The 15,272-nt window shown below is 59.6% G+C and carries 19 protein-coding genes; 12 read left to right on the top strand and 7 right to left on the bottom strand.

Translation table 11 applies throughout. From position 1 onward, the window contains the following. Positions 1–136 precede the first annotated feature (136 nt). The 4 genes from BLO50_RS22435 to BLO50_RS16765 all read left to right on the top strand — a co-directional run bounded on the left by BLO50_RS22435 (position 137) and on the right by BLO50_RS16765 (position 4,995). Positions 137–2,167 (top strand): methyl-accepting chemotaxis protein, encoded by a 2,031-nt coding sequence (locus BLO50_RS22435; RefSeq protein ID WP_090254998.1) that lies wholly within the window; start codon positions 137–139, stop codon positions 2,165–2,167. 115 nt (positions 2,168–2,282) lie between these two features. Next, a complete protein-coding gene (creB, locus tag BLO50_RS16755; RefSeq protein WP_090255001.1) occupies positions 2,283–2,969 on the top strand; it encodes a two-component system response regulator CreB in 687 nt (228 codons plus the stop codon). Further along, positions 2,969–4,402: a two-component system sensor histidine kinase CreC gene (gene creC, locus BLO50_RS16760; protein WP_090255003.1), complete on the top strand. Its 1,434-nt coding sequence runs from the start codon at positions 2,969–2,971 to the stop codon at positions 4,400–4,402. Before creB ends, creC begins: the two co-directional genes overlap by 1 nt. Before the next feature lie 158 nt (positions 4,403–4,560). Then, positions 4,561–4,995, top strand: coding sequence for a CBS domain-containing protein (locus BLO50_RS16765; protein WP_090255006.1), 435 nt, complete (start codon positions 4,561–4,563; stop codon positions 4,993–4,995). Positions 4,996–5,006: 11 nt separating this feature from the next. Here the strand turns inward: BLO50_RS16765 and BLO50_RS16770 are convergent, their stop codons facing one another. After that, a complete protein-coding gene (locus BLO50_RS16770) occupies positions 5,007–5,516 on the bottom strand; it encodes a DinB family protein (RefSeq protein WP_090255009.1) in 510 nt (169 codons plus the stop codon). 126 nt (positions 5,517–5,642) lie between these two features. Between BLO50_RS16770 and BLO50_RS16775 the strand changes: the two genes are divergently transcribed. Next, the gene (locus tag BLO50_RS16775; RefSeq protein WP_167146758.1) at positions 5,643–5,795 is read left to right on the top strand and encodes a DUF3096 domain-containing protein; all 153 of its coding nucleotides are present in this window, start codon (positions 5,643–5,645) and stop codon (positions 5,793–5,795) included. A gap of 38 nt (positions 5,796–5,833) precedes the next feature. Here the strand turns inward: BLO50_RS16775 and BLO50_RS16780 are convergent, their stop codons facing one another. The 4 genes from BLO50_RS16780 to BLO50_RS16795 all read right to left on the bottom strand — a co-directional run bounded on the left by BLO50_RS16780 (position 5,834) and on the right by BLO50_RS16795 (position 8,070). Next, complete coding sequence (locus BLO50_RS16780; RefSeq protein ID WP_090255010.1) at positions 5,834–6,175, bottom strand: DUF2834 domain-containing protein; 342 nt, start codon at positions 6,173–6,175, stop codon at positions 5,834–5,836. Between the two features lie 44 nt (positions 6,176–6,219). Next, the gene (locus BLO50_RS16785; protein ID WP_090255012.1) at positions 6,220–7,056 is read right to left on the bottom strand and encodes an alpha/beta hydrolase; all 837 of its coding nucleotides are present in this window, start codon (positions 7,054–7,056) and stop codon (positions 6,220–6,222) included. 71 nt (positions 7,057–7,127) lie between these two features. Next, positions 7,128–7,598 (bottom strand): OsmC family protein, encoded by a 471-nt coding sequence (locus BLO50_RS16790; RefSeq protein WP_090255014.1) that lies wholly within the window; start codon positions 7,596–7,598, stop codon positions 7,128–7,130. Positions 7,599–7,629: 31 nt separating this feature from the next. Beyond that, positions 7,630–8,070: a DUF2628 domain-containing protein gene (locus BLO50_RS16795; protein ID WP_090255016.1), complete on the bottom strand. Its 441-nt coding sequence runs from the start codon at positions 8,068–8,070 to the stop codon at positions 7,630–7,632. A gap of 175 nt (positions 8,071–8,245) precedes the next feature. Between BLO50_RS16795 and creD the strand changes: the two genes are divergently transcribed. The 7 genes from creD to BLO50_RS16830 all read left to right on the top strand — a co-directional run bounded on the left by creD (position 8,246) and on the right by BLO50_RS16830 (position 13,854). Beyond that, complete coding sequence (gene creD, locus BLO50_RS16800; protein WP_090255018.1) at positions 8,246–9,604, top strand: cell envelope integrity protein CreD; 1,359 nt, start codon at positions 8,246–8,248, stop codon at positions 9,602–9,604. Positions 9,605–9,658: 54 nt separating this feature from the next. Beyond that, on the top strand, positions 9,659–9,964 hold the full coding sequence (locus tag BLO50_RS16805; protein ID WP_244152903.1) for a hypothetical protein: 306 nt from the start codon (positions 9,659–9,661) through the stop codon (positions 9,962–9,964). A 118-nt stretch (positions 9,965–10,082) separates the two neighbouring features. Next, complete coding sequence (locus BLO50_RS16810; protein ID WP_090255019.1) at positions 10,083–10,358, top strand: hypothetical protein; 276 nt, start codon at positions 10,083–10,085, stop codon at positions 10,356–10,358. Positions 10,359–10,361: 3 nt separating this feature from the next. Continuing rightward, on the top strand, positions 10,362–10,895 hold the full coding sequence (locus BLO50_RS16815; RefSeq protein WP_090255022.1) for a hypothetical protein: 534 nt from the start codon (positions 10,362–10,364) through the stop codon (positions 10,893–10,895). A gap of 260 nt (positions 10,896–11,155) precedes the next feature. Further along, a complete protein-coding gene (locus tag BLO50_RS16820) occupies positions 11,156–11,416 on the top strand; it encodes a DUF4212 domain-containing protein (RefSeq protein WP_090255024.1) in 261 nt (86 codons plus the stop codon). 3 nt (positions 11,417–11,419) lie between these two features. Continuing rightward, the gene (locus BLO50_RS16825; RefSeq protein WP_090255026.1) at positions 11,420–13,189 is read left to right on the top strand and encodes a sodium:solute symporter family protein; all 1,770 of its coding nucleotides are present in this window, start codon (positions 11,420–11,422) and stop codon (positions 13,187–13,189) included. Positions 13,190–13,347: 158 nt separating this feature from the next. Further along, positions 13,348–13,854 carry a hypothetical protein gene (locus BLO50_RS16830; protein ID WP_090255184.1) on the top strand — a complete coding sequence of 169 codons (507 nt, stop codon included), beginning with the start codon at positions 13,348–13,350 and terminating at the stop codon, positions 13,852–13,854. Between the two features lie 62 nt (positions 13,855–13,916). On the opposite strand, the gene BLO50_RS16835 is transcribed toward BLO50_RS16830, so the two are convergent. Both BLO50_RS16835 and BLO50_RS16840 read right to left on the bottom strand, forming a co-directional pair. Next, positions 13,917–14,099, bottom strand: a complete 183-nt coding sequence (locus BLO50_RS16835) for a hypothetical protein (protein ID WP_090255027.1) — start codon at positions 14,097–14,099, stop codon at positions 13,917–13,919. Next, positions 14,096–15,226 carry a PepSY-associated TM helix domain-containing protein gene (locus BLO50_RS16840; RefSeq protein ID WP_090255029.1) on the bottom strand — a complete coding sequence of 377 codons (1,131 nt, stop codon included), beginning with the start codon at positions 15,224–15,226 and terminating at the stop codon, positions 14,096–14,098. The genes BLO50_RS16835 and BLO50_RS16840 overlap by 4 nt, the downstream gene beginning before the upstream one ends. Between the last annotated feature and the right edge of the window lie 46 nt (positions 15,227–15,272).

Consider the following 15,272-nt stretch of genomic DNA (forward strand, 5'->3'; position numbering starts at 1 on the left):
CGGGTCGTAGCCCGGTCACTCAACTATGCTCATTACCTATGACTGTCCGCAGGCACGCGGCTTGGGCGTACTTCTTGCTTGAAGTTTCGCTTTGGCGCGCCCCTGTAGTTGGCGTGCTCAACAGGTTGAGGTGTGTATGACTGGAGTACTCAAACCAGGTGTGCGGCTGCTGGAGCGTTTCAGCTTCGCGCGCAAGTTTCAGCTGGTGTTTGTCTTGTTCGCGATGCCACTGGTTTTTGCCTTATGGGTGATAAGCAGTAATTACCAGGAGCGGCTCACCTCCATTGCCAATGAGGTAGAGGGCATCAATGCACTGCAGGGCATGGCTGGCGTGCAGCAGGCGTTGATTGAGCAGCGCACGTTGCTGTCGCGCTGGAAGGGCACAGAGAAAGCCGCCGAAGCGCTGCTGCGTGAGCATGCCAGCGGCCTTGAGCCCGCCTTGCAAGCCTTGGAACAGCCGCTTCAGTCAGAGCTGCTGAGTGATCAGTCCCGTCAACATTTGCAGAGCCTTACAACCGGCCAGGCCGAACTGAGTATCGATGTGCTGGGTAAACTGGCCCTGCCCGATGCGCTTGAGCGTTACCAAAAGAACCTGCTGAGCCTGCTGGCCCTGCGCGAGCAGGTGGCCACCGACAGTGGGTTGATCCTTGACCCGAAGCTCGACACGTACCTGATGATGGAGCAGCTGACCTACACCTTGCCGCGCCTGCTCGAGCAGCTTGGCAGCTTCACCAGTCAAGGTTATGGCGCGGTGGTGTCGCAGCACTTCACGTTACAGAGCCGCGTACTGATCCGCGACCTACGCCGTAGCCTGGATGAATCACGCAGTCAGCTGCTGAAGGCACAGGCCACGCTCACCCTTGAGGCGCCGCATGCCATGCGCCAGTTGCAGGGGCCTTATGATGAGGCACTGAAGGGCTATGAAGCCTTCCTCGCGGGCATCGATCGCGACATGTTTGAAGCCAGCCCTATGGCCTTGACCCCGGATCAATTTGTACAGCGCGCGGATGCTCTTCAGGGCCAACTGCTGAAGCTGCAAACGGCGTTGTATCAGCAGTTTGTTGCCAGTTTGGGTGATTATCGGAGCAAGGCGCTGAGCGCCATGGCTCAAGTCATTGGTGTGTTCAGCGTTCTGACATTGCTGGCGCTGTATGTGTTGTTCTGCCTTAACGCGTCGATCCGGCGCAGCACTGCTGGGATCATTCAGGCCGCTGAAGGCTTGCGCGATGGTGATCTGCGTGTGCGCATGCAAGTGCATGGCGAGGATGACCTGGCGAATATCGCCCAGGCCCTGAATACCGCCGTCGGCCAGTTGCGCGATTCCATGCTGGGGGTCAATCAACAGAGCCAGCAATTGGGCGGCACCGTGCAACTGCTCAACGGCGAGGCGCGTAATGCCCTGGTGTCAGTGGAGCAGCAGCAGGCACAGATGAGCCAGATTGCGGCGGCCGCCACTGAAATGGCTGCCACCGCGCAAAGCGTTGCGCAAAGCTGCGAGCAGGCGGCGGTAGAAGCCAACCAGACCCGCGAGATCGCTAACCAGAGCAACCAGCGCAGCGCGCGCACCAGCCAGAGCATGCGCCAGCTCAGCAGCCGCCTCGGCGACAGTGCCACCACGTTGCAACAGCTGCGAGAGCAGACGGCGCAAATCACTCGGGTTGTGGATGTGATCAAGGGCATCGCTGAGCAGACCAACCTGCTCGCGCTCAATGCGGCCATCGAAGCAGCGCGTGCTGGCGATCAGGGCCGCGGCTTTGCCGTCGTCGCCGATGAGGTGCGTAGCCTGTCGCAGCGCACGCAGAACTCCACCGCGGAAATCGCCGACACGGTGGCCAACCTGCACCGGGTGGTCGGCCAGTCGGTCACCCAGATGGAAGATGCCGTGCGCCAGGCCGAAGGCGATGTCGGTAGTGTGCTGGCCATGGGCGAGGACCTCAATGCCATCGTCGAATCGGTGCAACTTGTCACTGACCGTCTGGCGCAGATCGCCACTGCCGCCGAGCAGCAGGCGGCAACGGCCGATGAAGTCAGCGGCAATATCCAGCAGGTTGATCATGCCGCCAGCGCCTTGCTTGAAGGTGCGCAAGCAGTCAGCAACGCCGCCGAACAACTGCGTCAGGGGAGTCAGGCGTTGGCGCAGAACACTGCGCGCTTCAAGCTGGATTAAGGCCAGGTCGGCGTAGGGCGGACAACGCACAGTTTGTCCGCCGGTTTCGTCCGATCTTGACGCTATCGGCTGCCTGCCGCAGGCTCCCCGCCGAGTTGCCACGAGCAGGACGCCCATGCCGCATATTCTGATTGTCGAAGACGAAGCCGCGATCGCCGACACCTTGATCTTCGCCCTGCAAAGCGAAGGCTTCACCACCACCTGGCTGAGCCTGGCCGAGCAGGCCCTGGCCGAACAGCAGCGCAGTCCGGCGGACTTGCTGATTCTCGATGTCGGCCTGCCGGATATCAGCGGTTTCGAGGCCTGCAAACGGCTGCGGCGCTTCTCCGAGGTGCCGGTGATCTTCCTTACGGCCCGCAGCGAGGAAATCGACCGCGTGGTGGGCCTGGAAATCGGTGCCGACGATTACGTGGTCAAACCCTTTAGCCCCCGGGAAGTCGCCGCGCGGGTCAAGGCCATTCTCAAACGCATAGCGCCGCGTGAAGCACCTGCCACCAGCCCGGCCTGCGCTCCATTCCAGCTGGATATCGAGCGGGTGCAGATCCACTATCACGGCCAGCTACTGAGCCTGACCCGCCACGAATTCCGTTTGCTGCAAAGCCTGCTGGCGCAACCCGAGCGGGTGTTCTCCCGCGAGCAGTTGCTCGACGGCCTGGGCGTGGCCGCCGATGTCGGCTACGAGCGCACCATCGACAGCCATATCAAAAGCCTGCGCGCCAAGTTGCGCCTGGTGGCCGCTGAGGCGGAGCCGATCCAGACTCATCGCGGCCTGGGTTACAGCTACTCGCCGAGGCACGCCTGATGCCGTTGGGGATACGCATCTTTTTGGTGTACTTCCTGTTTGTCGGGCTGGCGGGCTGGTTTGTGCTGAGCACGGTGATGGACGAAATCCGCCCCGGCGTAAGGCAAAGCACCGAAGAAACCCTGGTCGATACCGCCAACCTGTTGGCCGAGATTCTGCGTGACGAGGTCAAGGCCGGTCGCCTGCAACAGAGCCGCCTGCCCGCCTTGTTGCAAGCCTATGGTCAGCGTCAACCGCAGGCGCAGATCTGGGGCGTGGAGAAAACTCAGGTCAACCATCGCATCTATGTCACCGACGCCAAGGGCATTGTCTTGCTCGACTCCACAGGCGCGGCGGTAGGCCAGGATTATTCGCGCTGGAACGATGTGCTGCGTACCCTGCGCGGTGAATACGGTGCGCGCTCGACCAAGGAAGACCCGAACGATCCTGACTCCTCGGTGATGTATGTCGCTGCGCCGATCATGGACGGCGCGCAGATTATCGGCGTGGTCTCGGTGGCCAAACCCAATCGCACGCTGCAGCCCTATATCGAACGCTCCGAACAGCGCCTGGCCTGGCTCGGTGGTGGGTTGATTGTGCTCGGCCTGTTGATTGGCGCACTGCTGTCCTGGTGGCTCAGCGCAGCCCTGCGCAAGCTGACCCGTTACGCCCAGGCGGTTAGTGCCGGTCAACGTGCCGAACTGCCCAGCGTGCGCGGCGGTGAGCTGGCGCAACTGGCCGAAGCGATCGAGCGCATGCGCACCGAGCTGGAAGGCAAGGCCTATGTCGAGCGCTACGTACACACCCTGACCCACGAACTGAAAAGCCCCCTGGCAGCGATTCGTGGCGCGGCGGAGTTGCTCGATGGTGAAATGCCTGCGCCACAGCGACAGCGTTTTGTCGCCAATATCGATCAGGAAAGCGCACGCATGCAGCAGCTGATAGAGCGCCTGCTGCACCTGGCGCAGGTTGAGCAGCGCCAGGGCCTGGAGGAACAGGTCGCGGTGCCGCTGCAAGCACTGGTCACGTCGCTTTTACAGGCGCAGATGGCGCGAATAGAAGCCGCTGCTGTGCAGGTCGAGAATAGGATTGAAGCCAGCCTTGCACTCCGTGGTGAACGTTTTCTACTGCGCCAGGCGCTGGTCAACCTGCTCGACAATGCCCTGGATTTCACTCCGCCGCAGGGTCAGCTGCGGTTTACGGCCGAGTGCGTCGGTGAGCAGATTGAACTGCGCCTGTTCAACCAGGGTGAGCCGATACCGGACTACGCCTTGGCGCGTTTGAGTGAACGCTTCTATTCCCTGCCGCGCCCCGGCAGTGGACGCAAGAGCACCGGTTTGGGGCTGAATTTTGTCGAGGAGGTGGTGCAGCTGCATGGCGGCGAACTGCACATCGGCAATGTCAGCGGCGGCGTAGAAGTGCGCCTGCGTTTGCCGGCGGCAACCAGTGATTAGTGGCACATCTTGGCCTGCTCCTTGCTGACGTCTGTGGCTAAGCAAGGTTGCGCAACCGCCAGGCAGATGCTCTGATCCCTGTTGTCGGGTTGGCTATCCTCATAGCAACAACCCACGCGCGACCTTTACTGCCAACAAGACCAGAATGGAGTCACTGCATGAAAACCGTAGCCGAGATACTCAGGGCCAAGCCACATGCCGCGATCTACAGCGTTAGCCCGGACACCACAGTGCTCGACGCAGTCAAATTGCTGGCTGAAAAAGGCATCGGTGCGCTGGTAGTACTGGACAAGGGCCGCCTGGTCGGCATCGTCAGCGAGCGTGACTACGCACGTAAAATCGAGCTGCTACAACGCTCGGCATTTAGCACCCAGATCAGCGAAATTATGACCGCAGATGTCCTGACCGTCGGGCCGCGCGACACCTCTCAGCACTGCATGCAGCTGATGACCGACCGCCACCTGCGCCACCTGCCGGTAATCGCCGAAGGCGAATTGATCGGCTTGCTGTCGATCGGCGACCTGGTTAAACACACCATCGCCGAACAGGCCAGCCTGATCCAGCAGCTGGAACAGTATATTCGCGGCGAATAGCACTTGCCGCGTTAGCTCACTGCGCGACGCTGCGGCTGATCCGCATGCAGAAAGCGCGTGTAGATATCCCGCGGCGGCGCCAGTTGCAGCTGCGCCATGATTTGGCCGACCGCGCCACGGTGGTAGCCGCCGTGGGTGACGATATGCGCGAGCATTTCCTCGCGGCTCATGCAGCCCGCATCACCATCGACGAAGTTGAAAAGCAGGCGCTCGGCCAACTGTTCGGCGTTTAGTCTTGCGGCATAGTCCAGATACCAGCGATCCGTTTCTTGCACCGCCTGCTGCAGCGCATCCAGCGTGGGCGTTTCCGCGGTGTTGGTGGCGCAGTAGCTGTGGTTGATGCCTTGCAGGTTGGCGACAAATATTCGCTCGACCACATAGATGTGATTGAGGATGCGCAGGGCGGCGTGCAGCTCGCTTTGCTGGGTGAGCGGGTCAAGTCGCTGCAGCTCAGCAAAGAGTTCCTGATTGGCCCAGGCCTTGTACTGCAGCAGTGAGGTTAACAAGCTGGCGTTGCTCATAAAGGGCCTTCAATACGCGGTTGTTTAACTGAGTGCTGGGCGGGTCACGGCCCTGTGGGTGGATAGTGCTGTGCGCTTTGGTTGTGGCGCGCATACTGGCCTTTCAATAATCCTCAGGTGACGACGATGACCCTTGCCCTTACTCCACTGATTTCGCTGATCGCTGGCATTCTGATTCTGGTGATGCCGCGCCTGTTGAACTACATCGTGGCGATTTATCTGATCGTGATTGGTCTTGTTGGCATCTTCGGCACTGGCAATTTCAATCTGAACTTCTAAGCGTTTGGCAGCCCGGTTCTTCGGGCTGCTCCGTCCAGTCAAGCTGTAGTCGAGGCGCTATTCTGTGGCGCTTTGCTCGCTGTATCGAGCGCTTTGAGCACCAGATACAGCAACGGTCCGATTGAGACAAACAGCGAAGTCAGGGCAAAGAATGGCAGTAGGTAGGCCAGCGACTTGCCCCGTTGGCGGCCGTCGCGGTACATCCAGATGCAGGCCAGCGCCGCGAGGATATACAGGTCGATCACCACCTGGGCGGTGTCAGGGCTGGACATCAACTGAATGCCAAATTGCAGCAGCGATTGCTCTGCGTGCAGCATCACGTAGAAGGTGTAGGCGCTGAAGGCCAGCAGGGTGATCAGCGGCAGTGCGAGCTTTTTCATGGTGCCATCCTTGGGTTGTTATTAGTCGAGGGAGCTGTGCGCTATCAGCCTGGCGCGTGGGTTGCTGAACTGTTCAGCTGCACCGTCGCCATCACGGCTTGAGCGTTCTCCAGCAGGCAGCCGTAGTGCGCTTGTTCGGCGCAGCGGATCACCGCATTGGCATTGCGCAGATGCTCCTGCAGGTAAATGGACATGGCAATGGGCGCCCAATTATCTGTGTCGCCATGCCACAGGTTGACCGCCGCCGTGACGCTATCCAGCTCTGCAGCCCAGGGCTCGACGTAAAGTTTTACGTCGCGCTGATAGCGGCTAGTGCCATGTTTGAAACACGCGCGCTGAATGTCTGCCAGCCAGGCCTGGGTGTCGGCTTGATGCAGTAATTCGGCGTCTTTGCCGCCAGCGCCGTTGAAGAGTAACTTCAGCAGCAGGCGCGGGCTGACTTTCGCCAGCAGCGCCTGATACCCGGCAAAGGCCCGGAACAGCCTTGGGTAATGCTGCGCCCAAAGGAAGGTATAACGGCCCGCGCCCATGCCGACGCTATTGCTGGGGATTTCCAGAGGTGCGGCGGCCGATAGCAAATAGACCTCAGCTACTTGCTCACCCATCAGTGCGGCGACACGCAACGCCAGGCAGGCACCGATGGAAAAACCAAGCAGGCGAATCGGCTGGCCAGCGGCGTGATCACTGATCTGTTGCGCCAGTTGTTGCAGATAAGCCGCGCTGCCGAGTTCGCCGGGCAGATTGCGCTCCACCACCAGCAGCTTGATGCCGTGCGCCAAGGCAGCCTGATGCAGCATCGCCGCCTCAACCGCTGCGCCCGGTACGCCATGGAAGTAGAACAGTGGCTGTCCATCGGGGCAGCCGTATGCAGTTGGGTTCATGCCCTATCTCCCGCTAGCCGCTGTTGCGTTAATCCGCATCGTGTTCAGCCAACGATACGGTCGGTGGGTTGTCACTCAATAAAACGTGGCTCGCAGCGCACCTCAGATTTCACTGAGTTGGCAATAAAGCACTCTTCATGGGCTTGGTGGTGCATCTGCTCAATCTGTTCGCGGCTGGGTAGGCGCTCACCAGAGAAGCTGACCGCAGGACGCAGAGTCACCTGGGCGATAAACAGCTTGCCGGCAGCATTTTCCTGCATCAACCCACTGGCATTATCACGGTAGTCATCGACGCAGAAGCGGCGCTTGGCGGCGATGGAGAGGAACCAGAGCATATGGCAGCTGGCCAGCGAAGCGACGAAGGCTTCCTCGGGATCGACGGCGCTTGCACCCGACATTGGCAGCGGAACTACATGCGGTGAGGACGAACCGGCGACCTCCTGACCTCCATCAAAACGCAGCAGATGCTTGCGGCTGTAGCGGTTACCAAGAAAGTCCTGCTCACCGCGTTGCCAGATCACCTCAGCGACATACTCCGTCACGTCATTCTCCTGATGCTGTTGAGTTAGGCGCTTACCACCAGCCGTTATCGTTCAGCAGCATCTTCTTGTAGTAATCGATATTGGCGCGCGTGGCGAATACCGCGCTGATGCCGTAGCCCAGCGCGTTGGCGATTTGGCTGTAGCCGAGGTAGTCCAGGCCGATGCCGAGGATGATCACTACCGCTGCGCAGACGACGAACAGCGCCAGACCCTTTTTCCACATGCCCTTGATGGCGTAGTAGATCGGCCCGAAGAAGAAAGCCAGAAAGTTGAAGCTGAAAGCCTTGCGCCGCTCCTCGGCGGGCAGCTGCTTGAACCTGGGCATCTTGATGCCGCCGGCATGGTGGATCGCGCTAAAGCGCTGCTTCCATTTATCCGAGATGGGTAAGGCTGCAATCTGCTCGTCGGACACCAGGGATTCTGCGTCGGCGACGCTGGTTTTCGGGGTAGCGTAGGGGTTGTGCTGGGTCATGGCCGTTCATCCTTAAGTGGCGTTCAGCGGCACGCTACGCATTTCCCGGATGACTGTCTATTGGCCTGCTGGGTGTCTGCTCCGCATCTCCACATACTCTCCATCTGCCCTCCATAAAGCCACCATTTGCGCCACCCAGACTCTGCCCACCTAAACCGTATCGGAGAGTTGCACCATGAGCCGCATTCTGGGTTTCAAGCTGGGCGCCATTGCCCTGCTGATTTTGTTATTGCTGATCCCGCTGTCGATGATTGGCGGGCTGGTGAGCGAGCGGCAGTATCAACGTGCCGAGGTGCTGCAGGACATCGCGCGCAGTTCCAGCTACCGCCAGCAGCTGACCGGGCCGATTCTGGTAATGCCTTACACCAAGGTGTGGAACCAGTGGAAAACCCACGCCAAGACTGGCGAGCGTTACCTGGAAGAGCAGAAGAGCCGTGGCCGGTTGTACTTCTTGCCAGAGCGCTTTGTGCTCAATGGCCAGGTAAACACCGAGGAGCGTGCACGCGGCATCTATAAAGCGCTGCTGTACCGCAGCGACAACCAGATCAGTGGTGCCTTTAAGCTACCGGCGCGTCTGGGGTTGGGTGATGAGCTGGGTTTGTACCAGTTTGACCGGCCGTTCCTCTCGGTCGGCATCAGCGATGTGCGGGGCATCAGCAATGACCTGCAACTGCGCTTCAACGGCATGAACCTGAGCTTCGCCCCGGGCAGCGCTGAAGAGCGCTTCGGTGCAGGTGTGCATGCGCCGCTGCCGCTGCTGGATACCCAGGGTGGGCAAGTGCTGGAGTTCGCCTTCAACCTCAAACTGCAGGGTACCGAGCAGCTGAGCATCACCCCGGTGGGGCGTGACAGCCGGGTTGAGCTGACCTCCGGCTGGCCGCACCCGAGCTTTGTTGGGGAATACCTGCCGAGCAGCCGTGAGGTTTCGGCCGCCGGATTCAAAGCGCACTGGCAGACCAGTTTCTTCGCCACCAACCTGGAAGAAGCATTGGCTGATTGCGTGCAAGGCGACAGCTGCAATGCGCTGACCGCGCGCAACTTTGGCGTGAGCTTTGTCGACCCGGTGGACCAGTACCTGAAGACCGAGCGGGCGATCAAATATGCGCTGCTGTTTATCGGCCTGACCTTCGCCGTGTTCTTCCTCTTTGAAGTGCTCAAACGCATGGCCGTACACCCGGTGCAATACGCCTTGGTGGGCATGTCGCTGGCGCTGTTCTACCTGTTGCTGCTGTCGCTGTCCGAGCACCTGAGTTTTGCCCTGGCCTACGGCATTGCCGCGACCGCCTGTGTGCTGCTGATTGGTTTCTACGTCAGTTACGTGCTGCACAGCGCCCTGCGCGGAGTGGGCTTTGGTGCGTTGCTGGCGCTGCTCTACGGCATGTTGTTTGGCCTGCTTGGGGCTGAGGACTACGCCTTGCTGATGGGCTCGGTACTGGTGTTCGGTGTGCTCGCCGGGGTGATGGTGCTGACCCGCAAACTCGACTGGTACGGCGTCGGTCGCCTGCCACTGGCCAGCCCTATCAGCGATCGCTAAACCCTGCGGCGCAGGTTCAGCTTGCGCCACTTTTTACCTGCGTGGGAGTTGAACATGATGCGTTTACTGATGCAGTTCTCTGCTTGTTTCGCTCTGGGGTTGGCGGTGGCCTTTATGGTGCTGCTGGGCCTGATGTTCTGCGGCCAGTTTGACCTGATCAAAGGCCTGCAGTTGACCGGTCAACCCATGGCGCAATTGAGCCTGGTGCTATTGCCAGAAGCCTTCTGGAAGAGCCTGACTGGCTTGGCCAACGCCCCACAGAACCTTGAAGTGCAGTCCTTTCTCAGCCTCTGCACGGCGCTGGGCCAGGTGGGGCTGCTGCTGGCATTTGGCTTCTTTCGTCTGTGGTATGTGCGATGAGCGGGCATATCGGTTTACGCGAAGAGTCGCGTGCCGGGCATGTGCTGGCGCGGCGGATCGCGCTCCTCTTTGCGCGCCCCTTGCCGCCATCAGGGGTTGCCCAAGTGGAGAGCCGTATATGTCGACGACCTTGAGTCGCACTAATGCCAGGTTGCAAGGTTTTTTGTTGGGACTGAACGGGGCTTACCTAGGCTGTGTGCTGCTGGGGGGACTGCTGCCGTCCTGGCCATTCAATGGCTTGTTCACCCCGGCAGCGGCTATTGCCCTGCTGCTGCAAGACTTGCAGTACGCCTTGCTGACGTCGGTGCAGGTGCCGTACTACCTGGTGTGGGCGCGCATAGGTGCTTTGGCATTGTTGAGCTTGTGGCTGTTCTATTTTTTTGCTGAGGATTAGGCCATGGCTGTGCCCACAGTGCTACGGCGGGTTGCCGGCATATTCGGCAACACCCTGTTGTTCAGTCTTCATCTGTTTTTCGGTCTATTGCTGTGCCTGTACCTGAGCTACAAGGTTGCCGAGCGTCAGTTCACTATTGATGCTCTGCCAGTGGGTATCGAACCCAGTAGTGTCGTGTTGCTCAGTGGTGAAAGTGGTGGGCGTGAGGGGTGTGGTGCTGCCGTATTCCGCTTGTCTGGGTATACCCGTAAACGGTTGTTGCAAGAGGGAGCAGCTTTTCTTGAATCAGCCCGGCAGGCGCGTGGATACGGTTCCTCGTACTACAGCTATGAACCTTGGCAGGAGACGCCGGTGCCTGATGGTTTTACCAGTGAGGGTGGCTGGCCGCCGCTTTGGTGTGCCGGCATTGATGCGCGTTTGGCTATACGTATTCATACGGCAATGCAGGCGCCTGGGGCGTTCTACAGCATCAAACCTGAGGGTTTATTGCTGTTAATTCCGGATGAAGGACTGATCGTATCGGGTTATGACGGCTAAGCGTTGGATTACGGCGAGTTTGCAGGAGCGCTGCAGGCGTTGTGCGAAGGTGTTGAGTAGGGTGTAGCTGTTATCTCGTTCGACTAACGTCTTGGTGCTGTTGTTGATTCTTTCAGTCTGCCAGCTACTGATTGTTATATATGGATAAATTCTGTTTTGAGGAACGATGCTAGACGGCTAATACCAATGTCTATCTGTCGGCACTAGTGGCCTGCTGCTAGCTTGAAGGTGCATGAGAATAACAATAACCGGAGGAGTTTATGACTTCTGATCAAGCTAACGCTGCAGCGTACTGGAAGGCGAATGTTCGGCTGATTACCTGGAGCCTGATTGTCTGGGCCCTGGTGTCTTTCGGCTTCGCCATACTTCTTCGACCCATGCTGGCAGGTATCTCTGTCGGCGGTACTGACCTTGGCTTCTGGTTCGCCCAGCAAGGTTCGATCATTGCCTTTATCGGACTCATTTTCTTTTACGCCTGGAAAATGAACAGACTCGATAAACAATTCGGTGTCGAGGAATAATCCATGAGCCAGTTTGCAATAAACCTGCTGTTTGTGGGCGCCTCCTTTGCGCTCTACTTCGGCATCGCGTTCTGGGCCCGTGCCGGATCGACTAAAGAGTTCTATGTCGCCGGCGGTGGCGTTCACCCCATTACCAACGGCATGGCGACTGCAGCCGACTGGATGTCCGCGGCTTCGTTTATTTCCATGGCGGGCCTGATTGCTGCCGGTGGTTATGCCAACTCAACTTTCCTGATGGGCTGGACCGGTGGCTATGTGCTGCTGGCCATGCTGTTGGCGCCGTACCTGCGCAAATTCGGCAAGTTCACTGTGCCGGACTTTATCGGCGATCGCTTCTACAGCAACGGCGCACGCCTGGCTGCAGTGGTCTGCCTGATCATTATCTGCGTTACTTACGTGATCGGTCAGATGGCTGGTGCTGGCGTGGCGTTCTCGCGCTTCCTCGAAGTGAGCAACTCCACCGGTATCTGGATCGCTGCTGGCGTGGTGTTCTGCTACGCGGTGTTCGGCGGGATGAAGGGCATTACCTACACCCAGGTGGCGCAGTACGTGGTGTTGATCATCGCCTACACCATCCCGGCGGTATTCATCTCCCTGCAACTGACGGGTAATCCGATTCCGATGTTCGGCATGTTCAGCGAGCACACTGAGTCAGGTGTACCGCTGCTACAGAAGCTCAATGAAGTCGTAGCGGGTCTGGGCTTTACCGACTACACCGCGGATGTCACCAACAAGCTGAACATGGTGCTCTTCACCATGTCGCTGATGATTGGTACGGCCGGTCTGCCGCACGTAATCATTCGCTTCTTCACCGTGCCGAAAGTCGCTGACGCACGTTGGTCGGCTGGCTGGACCCTGATCTTTATCGCTCTGCTGTACCTCACAGCTCCGGCTGTGGCGTCTATGGCGCGCCTGAACCTGCTGACCACCGTCTATCCACAAGGTGTCGAGGCTCCAGCGCTGGCGTATGAAGAGCGTCCTGAGTGGGTGAAGAACTGGGAGAAAACCGGTCTGATCACCTGGGAAGACAAGAACACTGACGGTCGTATCCAGCTGTACAACGATGCCGCTCCAGCCTTCACCCCAACTGCTGAAACTCGCGGCTGGAAAGGCAATGAGCTGACCGTTAACAACGACATTCTGGTTTTGGCCAACCCGGAAATCGCCAACCTGCCTAGCTGGGTTGTTGGTCTGATCGCGGCAGGTGCCATTGCGGCTGCGTTGTCCACGGCTGCCGGTCTGTTGCTGGCCATTTCTTCGGCAGTGAGTCATGACCTGATCAAGACGCTGATAAATCCGAAGATCAGCGAGAAGAACGAAATGCGCGCTGCGCGGCTCTCTATGGCGGCGGCTATCTTGCTGGCCACTTGGCTGGGGCTCAATCCGCCAGGCTTTGCGGCGCAGGTGGTGGCGTTGGCCTTCGGTATAGCCGCGGCCACGCTGTTCCCTGCGCTGATGATGGGGATCTTCTCCAAGCGGGTAAACGACAAGGGCGCGATTGCCGGCATGCTGGTAGGCCTGGTGTTCACCGTCGTTTACATCTTCCTGTACCTGGGTTGGTTCTTCATTCCTGGCACTGCGACCCTCGCCAATACTCCGGAGAACTGGATGTTCGGCATCTCGCCGCTGTCCATCGGTACCGTCGGTGCGGTCATCAACTTCGCTGTCGCCTACGCCGTGTCGCTTGCGACCGTAGCGCCGCCGAAGGAGATTCAGGAGTTGGTGGAAAGCGTGCGTACTCCCAAAGGTGCTGGTGGCGCATTGAGCCACTGAGCATAATCACCCCGGATCATGTTTGATCAGGGTCTTGCCAGCGGGCCTCCTTAGGAGGCCCGTTTTATTTCCAGCTATCCATGGCGCACACCTTCTGGCGCGTCGCGGTGCAGCGTCATCAACTGCGCCAGGCAGTTTTTATTATCGGGAGTCAGTACATGTTGTGGACAATACTTGCCATCGTGGTTTCAGGGCTGGGGGCGGCTGGTATTGCCATGCTGCTGCGCAAACTGACACGCAACCGCTTGCCCAAGTGGATCATTCCGGCGTTTGGCGGTTTGGGCATGCTGAGCTACCAGATTTACTACGAGTATTCCTGGTTCGAGCACCAGCTGCAGCGTCAGCCGGCGGAGTCGGTGTTGGTAGCCAGTGAAAACGGCGAGGTGTTCTGGCGGCCCTGGACGTTTTACTGGCCGATGACCAAGGCGTTCACCGTGCTCGACAGCAAAAGCGTGCAGCGCCAGGAAACAGAGGGTGGCGTAATCAGCGCCTTTAACCTGTACCGCTTTGAAAAGCAGCACATCGACCATGTCAGCCATCAGGCGCATCTGCTCAATTGCAGCACGGCAGAGCTGCTGCCCTTGGACGCAGAGAAAAAGCCGCTGCTGGATCAGTTGAAGGTCGTCGCTAAAGAGGATGCGCTCTACCGGCACGTCTGCCAGTAGCAGTCCGCAGCATCGTCAAGTCCCTTCGCTAATCACCGGGCTAGCCCTGGCCTCGTTCAGGGCTACGGGCGCCGGATTTCGCTGCGTTGCAGCAGTGGCCAGCAGCCGAGAACGGCCGGCAGGCCCAGGCCCAGCCAGGCCACGGCATCCCAGCCGCCATCACCCAGTAGCGCACTGATCAGGCCGATAGCGCTGAGCAGGCCGATCAGCAGCGGCAGGGTGAAGGTCGATTGGCGCCAATTCATGCTGGGGTCTCCGCGCGCTCACGTTGCGTCGCCGGGGTTCGCCGGCGTACCCACCAGAGGTACAGGCCGCTGCCGAGCACGATGATGCTCAGCACATCGAGCACCGCCCAGAGCACTTTCATCGGCATGCCGCCGTAGTCGCCAAAATGCAGCGGCTGCGACATCGACAGCGCATCCATATACCAGGGCCGTTGGCCGATAGCGGTGACTTCCAGGCTGCGCGCATCAATCAGCACCGGCGTCCACAGGTGGGCGGTGAGGTGCGTATTGCCCTTCATAAACACGCTGTAGTGGTGCTCGCTGGAAAAGCGCGTGCCGGGGAAGGCGATAAAGTCTGGCTGCATACCCGGCGTGGCCTGCGCAGCGATAGTCAGCACCTGATTGACTGGTGCACGCTCGGTTAACGGCGGCGCGTCGCGGTAAGGCGCGACCATCGCGGCCAGGGCTTCGGTACGCCAGGCGCTGATTAGCAGATCGGCGCACGCGCTGATTACCCCGGTCACGCCCACCACCAGCGCCCAGGTCAGGGTGACGATGCCGATCAGGTTGTGCAGGTCGAGCCAGCGTGTACGGGTGGATTTCTCATGGCGCACTTCGGCGAATTTCAGCCGGCGCATAAAGGGTGCGTAAAGCACCACGCCGGAGATGATCGCTACCACGAACAGCACGCCCATAAACGCCAGCAACAGCTTGCCAGGCAGGCCGGCGAACATATCCACATGCAGGCGCAGAATGACCATCAGGATGCCGCCATTGGCCGCTGGCATCTCCACCGCCTCGCCGCTACGTGCATCGAGCATAAAAGTGTGCGAGGAATTCGGCTCGGTGCCTGCCGTGGCGGCGGTAATTGCCACCACGCCGTTGGGCTCGTCGTCCTCGAAGCCGAAGTACTGCACCACTTCCCCCGGCCGATGACGCTCGGCCGCTTCGACCAGCTGCTGCAGGCTCAGGTGTGGCGTCTCGGCCGGCAGCTCGCGCAGCTCTGGCGCTTCGCCGAGCAGGTGCTCCAGCTCGTGGTGAAAGATCAGCGGCAGGCCGGTTAGGGCCAGCAGCAACAGAAACAGAGTGCAGATCAGGCTGGTCCAGGTGTGCACCAGGGACCAACGGCGGATGGTGGTGCTTTTCATCGGCATATCCAGAAATGCCTACGCCGCCCGGTATGGCGGCGTAGGT

The organism is Pseudomonas peli (genome assembly GCF_900099645.1).
GTDB classification, from domain to species: domain Bacteria; phylum Pseudomonadota; class Gammaproteobacteria; order Pseudomonadales; family Pseudomonadaceae; genus Aquipseudomonas; species Aquipseudomonas peli.